We start from the raw sequence: 8,052 nt of genomic DNA on the forward strand, positions 1-8,052 counted from the left end.
CTTTTAATCTGATTGGTTTATTCTTTATTCTTACATAAGTTGATCTGCCCTCATTACAAAGCACATGAGCAGCGTAGTTGCGATTGTAGCCGGTGTAACTGACAAATTCATCTAAGATTTTACCCTTGCCTTTTTTAGTTGCCTTGCGATACCTTGTTGCTATCTTTTTAGAGAGCTTTTTCCTTTCTTGCATATTCAACTCCATTTTGTACCCTCCACCACTCTTTAAGGGTAACATTTTTATTTATTTGGAGTAGATTTCAGTTTTGAGGCACCCGCTTTGTTTCGAGTAGATTAATTATGAGGCATTGCGCCGAGTTGACAAAGGGTAACTCTTTTCCTACAATTTAAAGGTCTTATTTTATAATCTGAGATAAAGGGGGATTTGTGGCTAAAGAAGAAGCTATTGAGGTTGAAGGGATTGTGAAAGAGGCCCTTCCGAATACAATGTTCCGTGTTGAATTGCAAAACGGTCATATTATACTTGCCCATCTGTCGGGAAAGATGCGCAAACACTATATCAGAATTGTTCCTGGTGATACTGTGAGAGTTGCCCTCTCTCCATACGATTTAACCCGAGGGCGAATCATTTACCGAGAAAGATAAATCATCCCCCCTTTTGTAGTATAACCCACGTTGCTCCGTCTCCCCCTTCGCTGGGAGGGTGGTAGCCGAACAGCCTGACTAAGGGGTTGGAAGAGAGAACTTTTTGGACAACTTCTTTAACTATTGGTTTTCCGTCCAATGAGTGCAGTCCCCTTCCGTGAATTACCGAAACTTTTTCGAGTCTTTTTTTAACACTCTGTTGCAAAAAATCCTCCAGAATTAAAGCTGCTTCATCTGAGGTGTAGCCGTGTAAATCTAAAACCTCTTGTGGCTTTTTTGCTTTGAGATTACCCAAAGAGGCTTTTCCGCTTTTGTAACCCGACTTTTTTGTCCTTGTTTCAGAAAGGCCCTCTTCTTTCTCTTTAATTATAAGAGAAAAGCGGTTGTCGCCAACCGCCTTTTTCCCTTCAGAACTGGCTTCCCAGCGCTCCAGTATCTCTTTGAAGTCCATCTAGACCTCTCGTACGTCCATAAGTTCCAACACATGTGGCTTTATCAAATCAACGGCTTTGCTCATTGAAATTCCCTGCATTTTAATGGTACATACGGCATTTGTTGAATCGGTTCCCATAAACGTACCAAAGGAGATTATGTCGACACCATTGGAGGCTAAAAGACTTGTTATCTGGGCAATTACACCCGGTTTGTCTTCTACCAAGAAGCTTATCCTTACCCCAAAATGTCTGGCTCCAAACAGTTCCAGCAGAATCTTGAACAAGTCGCTTTTAGAGACAATCCCAACAAGTTTACCATCTTCCAATACCGGCAAGCTTGAAAGGTCTTGATCAACCATCAAGCGGGCAGCCTCTTCGACTGTCGTATTTTTTGTAATGGTAACAACATCACGTGTCATCAACTTCTTAACGGTCAGTTGACTCAACAAATAGGCCATTTCGTGGATTGAGAGGGTACTTACAGGGCTTGGTGAAGCGTATAAGATATCTTTTTCGGTGATTATTCCGACAAGTTTTTTATCCTTATCCAATACGGGTAATCTATGGACCTTCTCCCTTTTCATGATAGCCGAGGCTTCAGCAACTGACATTTCCGGGCTTGCCGTAACAGGATTTTGTGTCATTCGTCTACCGATAATCATCTTAACCTCCGCAAAAACAGTTTTATCTGTCAGCTAAATTATACCACACCATAAGGAACAACAACAATTATTCCCCAAGGTATGCCGATTTTACCTTCTCATTTTCGAGCAACTCAGAGCTTAAATCAGAGAGTACTATCTCACCGTTTTCCATAACATATCCCTCTTTAGAGGCTTTTAAAGCCATTCGGGCATTCTGTTCCACTAAGAAAACCGTAACTTTATCATCTCTGTTTATAATCGCAATTTTTTCAAAAATATCCTGAATAATCAAAGGAGCCAAGCCGAGACCCGGTTCATCTAAGAGTAAAAGCCTCGGAGAGCCCATTAACGCCCTGGCAATAGCCATCATCTGCTGCTCTCCTCCGCTTAGTGAGCGGGTTTTCTGTTTACGTCTAGCCTTCAGAATTGGAAAAAATTCAAACATTTCCTCTTTCTTTTGGGCTATTTTTATCTCATCTCTGACTAAAAAAGCTCCCATGTCCAAATTTTCTTCGACCGTCAAATCGGCAAAAACTCGGCGCCCTTCCGGTACTAAAGCTACACCCAAAGCCGCAATTTCATCGGTTCTTAGATTCCTGTTTAAAGGGTCTTCTTTTTTTCTGAACAGGTGGGAATTCTTCTCTTTTTTATAATCGGCATTGGCAATCTCTTGGTTCTCAAAACTTATTGAGCCTGTAATAATCGGTTCCAAACCGACTATTGCCTTAAGTAGGGTACTTTTACCTGCTCCGTTTGCTCCTATGAGACAGACAATATCTCCCTCATTAACCTCAACACTAACGTTACGCAATGCCTTGATACTACCGTAAGAGACACTTATTGAATCTATCTTTAACAAGCCACTCATGACTCTTCCTTTCCTAAATAGGCTTCAATTACTCCGGGGTTGTTCCTAATCTCTGTAGCTGTCCCTTGGGCAATTTTCATCCCGTAATTAAGCACTGTAATGGTATCACAGATATTCATAACCAATTTCATATCGTGTTCTATTAAAACAACGGTAATTCCCAAATCTCTGATTCGTCTGATTGTTTTCATTAAAGAGGCTGTCTCAATCGGATTCATCCCCGCAGCCGGTTCATCAAGAAACAGAATCTTTGGGTTTGTTGCCAATGCTCTGGCAATCTCCAACTCTCGCTGGTGTCCGTAGGGAAGGTTTTTGGCTTTTTCGTTTGTTAACTTTCCCAAACCGAAAAACTCCAGCCATTTAATAGCCGCCTCACTGCTTTCAACATACTCCTCTTTAACTTTAATGAGGCTGTTTAAGGCCGATTTTGTTCTCCCTTTTGTGTTGCTTTTACCTTGACTGAAATGGAGTCCTACCATCACATTTTCTAAAACAGAAAGCTCTTTGAACAGTCTGATATTCTGGAAAGTACGGGCTATACCCATCCGACAAATCAGATGAGCCCCTTTTTTTGTTATATCGTGTTCCCTGTAGTAGACTCTACCGGAGGTGGGGTGATCTAAACCGGTAATGTTGTTAAACAGAGTTGTTTTTCCGGCTCCGTTAGGTCCGATAAGACCGGTGATTAGCCCCTCATGTACCTGAAAATCGACTCCGTTTACGGCAACAACTCCCCCGTAGTTTTTGGTTAGTTTGCTGGTTTCAAGAACAATCATCTTTTTAACCCCCTAGGGGCAGTCCGTTCTTTTCGCCCTAAAATTCCCTGAGGCCGCCAAATCATCATTACAACGAGTATCAGCCCAAAAAGAACATGTTTAAATTGAGGCGGTATTATGTTAGTCAAACCGGTAAGTTGGGGCAGATATGAGATGAATTGAATAATGAATGCTCCCAAAATAACAGCTTTGAAATTCCCCATCCCCCCTAAGACTACCATGCACAGAACCATTATCGAAACCATGAATGTAAAAACAGCAGGGGTTACAGAGAGGACAAATACTGCCTGCAAACTACCGGCAACACCGGCGATAGCAGCCCCCAGTGCAAAAGCCCACACTTTGTACTTTGTGGTATTAATTCCCATCGAAGAGGCGGCAATTTCATCTTCCCTTATCGCCTCCAGGGCTCTTCCCAGCCGGGAACTTGTCAGTCTTTCATAGACAAGGTAAGCGACAAGTACAAACGCCCACACCAGTATCAAAAAGCTCCATTTGGCATATGGACTGATTCTTTGTCCAAAAATAGTTGCCATCGGAATCCGTTGAATCCCCATCGGACCGTTTGTTAAACTGTCCCAGTTGTTTAAAACGTTCCTGACAATCTCTCCAAAGCCCAAAGTCGCTATCGCTAAATAGTCTCCTTTAAGCCTCAATGTGGGTAAACCGATTAAGAAGCCAAACATTCCGCTGAGGAGAGCCGCAACGGGAACCGTTGACCAAAAGCCCCACCCCATTTTAGTAGTTAAAATAGCGGTGGCATAACTGCCTATGGCAAAAAAACCGGCTTGGGTTAATGAAAGGAGTCCCACATAACCTGTAATAAGGTTTTGACCAATCGCCATGAGAGCATAGATTCCTGTATAAATTAAGATTAAAAGGACGAAGTTAAGCACTATACTTTCTCCTTTTCTGCTTTACCAAGTAACCCTTCGGGTTTTATCAATAATATTAAAATCAGGGCAACAAAGGCTATTGTATCCTTTAGACCATAGGGAATTCCTAAAATGGCTACCCCAAAGGTCTCTAAAAGGCCCAAGAGAATCCCCCCTAACATCGCCCCTGAAATATTTCCTATCCCTCCGACAACGGCTGCAACGAAGGCCTTGAGGCCTGTCATTGTCCCCATTGTTGGGTAGACTTTAATCTCCAATGCCAATAAGAAGCCGGCAGTTGCAGCCAAGGCACTGCCGATGGCAAATGTCACGGCAATAATTTTATCGGCTTTTATTCCCATCAGTTTAGCAGTATCCAAATCCAAACTGGTAGCTCTCATTGCTTTACCGATTCTTGATTTATCAACAAAGAGCTTAAGGACAATCATCATTACAACAACAACTATTAGAATAAGTATTTGGTGGGGAGTTATTGAAATGCCCTTAAAACGGATGGGAGTGTTATCAAAAGGATACTCTAACTTTCTCGATTTAGTTCCCCACATCCATGCAGCCATATTGCTTAATATAAACGAAACTCCAATCGCAGATAGTAACGGTGCTAAGCGGGTTGCGTTTCTTAACGGCTTGTAAGCAACCCTCTCAATTACCATCCCTAAAGCTGCACTGAAAGCCATGCCACCCAGCATTGCTACAAAAAAAGCAATCATAGTCCAAATTCCCAGTGCTTGTCCTCTGATTGCATTAAATATAAACAACCCTATATATGAACCAATCATCAGGATATCGCCATGGGCGAAGTTGATGAATTTTAGGATTCCATAGACCATTGTATAGCCCAAGGCTATAAGGGCATAAATACCCCCTAAAGTTAATCCATTCATCAAATGTTGAAAAAATTCGGCTACTGATCCCACTATAGGCTCCTTAATCAAGTCAGACCTCCGCGACTGGCGGAGGTCTGCTCGTCGACAAAATCACCTTACCATAAGTGATACAGTCAATGCAATAAACTTACCTTAAAGGCTCTACTCTACCGAAACAAGCTTTCCATCAACAACGGTATAAGCACCCAAATAGTTAGGAGTGGTTCCTTTAACCTTATAAACTCCCTGGTAGGCTACTAAATCTCCGTTCTCTGCGAAGTTAACCAATCCGGTAACTCCTTGGAAGTCTTTTGTTGCGGCAACTGCATCTCTGATGGCTTTGCGGTCAAATTTACCTGTCTTTGCATACACTTTTTCAAAAGCATCAAAGAGGATATAAGCAGCATCATAGGCATTTGTGGCAAAAGAGTCGGGTGCAAAGCCCCACTTCTTTTTATAAGAGTCGACAAACTTCAAATAAGCATCAGACTCTTTGACCTGAGTCGGGCCAACATAGACGATACCATCGGTATAAGCCGGAGCAAGGTCATAAATTTCGGGGTTTGAAAATCCATCACCGCTTAAAAAAGGAGTCTTAATTCCCAACTGAGAAGCCTGTTCTAAGATTTGAGCCATTTCTGAGGTGTAGTTTGGAATATAGATTGCATCGGGATTTGCTGCCCTTATTTTTGTCAACTGGGTTCTAAAGTCTTTGTCCCCCTCTTGGGCAGTTTCAGCAATTGTAATTTTTCCGCCTGCAGCTTCAAAGCTCTCTTTTGTCCCTTGATAAAGGCCCTGACTGTAGTCGTTTTTTACATATAGAACAGCTAGGTTACGGTAACCGAGGACATCATAGAAGTAGTATCCTGAGACTTCACCCTGAAGACCGTCACTGGCAACGGTTCTGAAAACATAATCACCGATGTTGGTAATGTCCTTGTGTGTTCCCGATGGAGTAATCATTACAATTCCCTCATCCTGAACTCTCTGCCCGACAGCAAAAGCAACACCTGTAAATACCGGACCGATAAGGGCGCTGATTTTATCACTGCTTGAAAGCTTTTCAATTCCAGCCAACCCTTTTTGGGGATCTCCCTCAGAATCTTCAGCAATAAAATCAATCTTTATTTTCCCGGCAATTCCGCCTTGGGCATTTTTCTCATCAATGGCTACCAAAGCCCCCTTACTGATTAGGTCCCCGTAGTTTGAGTAGTCTCCGGTCATCGGTCCTATAAAACCAACCTTTACCGACTTAGGTGCACTTTCAGCTCCGCCGGCAGCAAACAATGCCATTGAGCCACTTAACGCTACAATAAGGATTAAAGTTAAAACCTTTTTCATACATACCTCCCGTATGTCCCCATATTCTTACTCATAATAATCGTAAAGATTATCTGGTAAGTAACTTAACAGATTAAAGATTATATACATAATCTAGTATATTTATTCAACTCTCTTTCATCTGTGTTGAATAAAAATATCAATAGAGCCTCTTGCAAAATGAGGGATTTTAGCTAAATGTCACTTAAGTATTCGTAGCAAGTACCCATAGAACCTTAGAATTTTTAATCTCCCAGACATTTTTAGCTAAAACTTAGCTATTTTAAAAATTACAAGGTGCCATTTAAAGACACCTATCCTGCTTAATGCGTAAAGGTGAAAATTCTTCTCTTGTTAGGCTACTTTTTCTAACTTTGGTACTATGCAGTATTGCAGGATTTTAATTGCAGCTAAAAGTAAAACCCCTACCATTAAGCAATGGGCTACCTTATCAGGTCCTCTTACCATAATCTTTGAAGGAATCAACCAATCCTTTAAATGAGAGTTTGCCCGTTCTACTGTGCTTCTGACTTTAAAGCGTTCTTTTTCTAAAGAAGATAAAACCCTCTTCTCTTTTCTTCTCTTATTAGGGTCAATAATAGGGATTTTACCACTATCAGAAATATAATCACTAATAGTTTTGGCATCATATGCACTATCCATTAACGAATAAAGATGTGTAACTCGTTCTTGGCTCATCTTCTCTAATGGTATTGCTACTTGAGAATCATGAACACTTGCTGCAGTTACTATTGCAGAAACAGGAAGTCCAAAATCTGTCACATCTAAATGAAGTTTGTAGCCCTTCCAATAATTTCTATTACCTTGGCTATTTAACTTACATCCCCAACTACATTCTCTGTTTAATTCAGATAACGAATGCTCCAATGATTGACTAACTTGTTTTTCTAAAATAGTTTGCTCTTTTATTTTAGGTTTACTTCCCTTTTTAGGTCTTCCACGCTTTCCTTTGGGTTTTACCTCTTTTTTGGTATTAGTTGCTTTTTCTCTGGCTTCTATTGCTGTTGAATCTCTACATATATGACCAACAATACGACCCTCCATATAATTCGTTACTAATGGCCCTAATGTTTTTTCCATAAGTTTTTGCTGTGCATAATAAGAGAATCTTCTACTAAAGGTAGATTCGCTAGGAACTTCAATGAAACCACAAATTTGACGCAATGTAGAATCACTTAGTAATCGATTGCGCAGGGATGAAACAGTATCTATTTCGAAAAATTGCTTGGCTAATGAAGAGCGTAGCATTGCTAAATCGTCATAAGCTTTGCGTCCTACTGTAAATGATGGTCTTTGTACTTTTGGGATGAATTCTTCTAAAACTCGCAGTAGATGTATAAAGCATTTATGCTCTTCTGTAACAAAACCTTCAAAAATATCTTGAATTTCAAAAGAAATGTCGAGTAATAGTTGGCAACCACCAAGAGTTTCTGATATGCTTTTCATGGACCTGCTTTCCCCCTATTTGTTTGTTGATAATAGCATTATAGAGGATTGTCAGGTCTATTTCTATATATTTAAGCAATTTATTACTTTTTTGATGAAATTTAACAAAACTAAATGGCTTTTAAAGCAGATAGCACGGTAAATGTTAGCTTTTTAATATTTTGCAAGAGCCTCA

10 protein-coding genes are annotated in these 8,052 nt (G+C 40.6%); 1 reads left to right on the forward strand and 9 read right to left on the reverse strand.

Features of this window, described 5'->3' with window-relative positions:
- On the reverse strand, nt 1-238 hold a 238-nt coding region (locus M0R38_12395; GenBank protein MCK9482533.1), incomplete at its 3' end, for a hypothetical protein.
- A gap of 149 nt (nt 239-387) precedes the next feature.
- Between M0R38_12395 and infA the strand changes: the two genes are divergently transcribed.
- A complete protein-coding gene (gene infA, locus M0R38_12400) occupies nt 388-606 on the forward strand; it encodes a translation initiation factor IF-1 (protein ID MCK9482534.1) in 219 nt (72 codons plus the stop codon).
- 1 nt (nt 607) lies between these two features.
- On the opposite strand, the gene M0R38_12405 is transcribed toward infA, so the two are convergent.
- The 8 genes from M0R38_12405 to M0R38_12440 all read right to left on the reverse strand — a co-directional run bounded on the left by M0R38_12405 (nt 608) and on the right by M0R38_12440 (nt 7,877).
- Nucleotides 608-1,057, reverse strand: coding sequence for a Smr/MutS family protein (locus M0R38_12405; GenBank protein MCK9482535.1), 450 nt, complete (start codon nt 1,055-1,057; stop codon nt 608-610).
- Nucleotides 1,058-1,702, reverse strand: a complete 645-nt coding sequence (locus tag M0R38_12410) for a CBS domain-containing protein (GenBank protein MCK9482536.1) — start codon at nt 1,700-1,702, stop codon at nt 1,058-1,060.
- Nucleotides 1,703-1,769: 67 nt separating this feature from the next.
- Entirely contained in the window at nt 1,770-2,552 is a 783-nt protein-coding gene (locus tag M0R38_12415; GenBank protein ID MCK9482537.1) for an ABC transporter ATP-binding protein, read from the reverse strand.
- The gene (locus tag M0R38_12420) at nt 2,549-3,328 is read right to left on the reverse strand and encodes an ABC transporter ATP-binding protein (protein ID MCK9482538.1); all 780 of its coding nucleotides are present in this window, start codon (nt 3,326-3,328) and stop codon (nt 2,549-2,551) included. The genes M0R38_12415 and M0R38_12420 overlap by 4 nt, the downstream gene beginning before the upstream one ends.
- A complete protein-coding gene (locus M0R38_12425) occupies nt 3,325-4,173 on the reverse strand; it encodes a branched-chain amino acid ABC transporter permease (protein MCK9482539.1) in 849 nt (282 codons plus the stop codon). Before M0R38_12425 ends, M0R38_12420 begins: the two co-directional genes overlap by 4 nt.
- Nucleotides 4,174-4,223: 50 nt before the next feature.
- Nucleotides 4,224-5,108, reverse strand: coding sequence for a branched-chain amino acid ABC transporter permease (locus M0R38_12430; protein ID MCK9482540.1), 885 nt, complete (start codon nt 5,106-5,108; stop codon nt 4,224-4,226).
- A gap of 144 nt (nt 5,109-5,252) precedes the next feature.
- The gene (locus tag M0R38_12435) at nt 5,253-6,431 is read right to left on the reverse strand and encodes an ABC transporter substrate-binding protein (GenBank protein ID MCK9482541.1); all 1,179 of its coding nucleotides are present in this window, start codon (nt 6,429-6,431) and stop codon (nt 5,253-5,255) included.
- Nucleotides 6,432-6,764: 333 nt separating this feature from the next.
- The gene (locus M0R38_12440; GenBank protein MCK9482542.1) at nt 6,765-7,877 is read right to left on the reverse strand and encodes a transposase; all 1,113 of its coding nucleotides are present in this window, start codon (nt 7,875-7,877) and stop codon (nt 6,765-6,767) included.
- Nucleotides 7,878-8,052 lie beyond the last annotated feature (175 nt).

Source organism: Bacteroidia bacterium (genome assembly GCA_023228875.1).
GTDB lineage: Bacteria > Bacteroidota > Bacteroidia > NS11-12g > UBA955 > JALOAG01.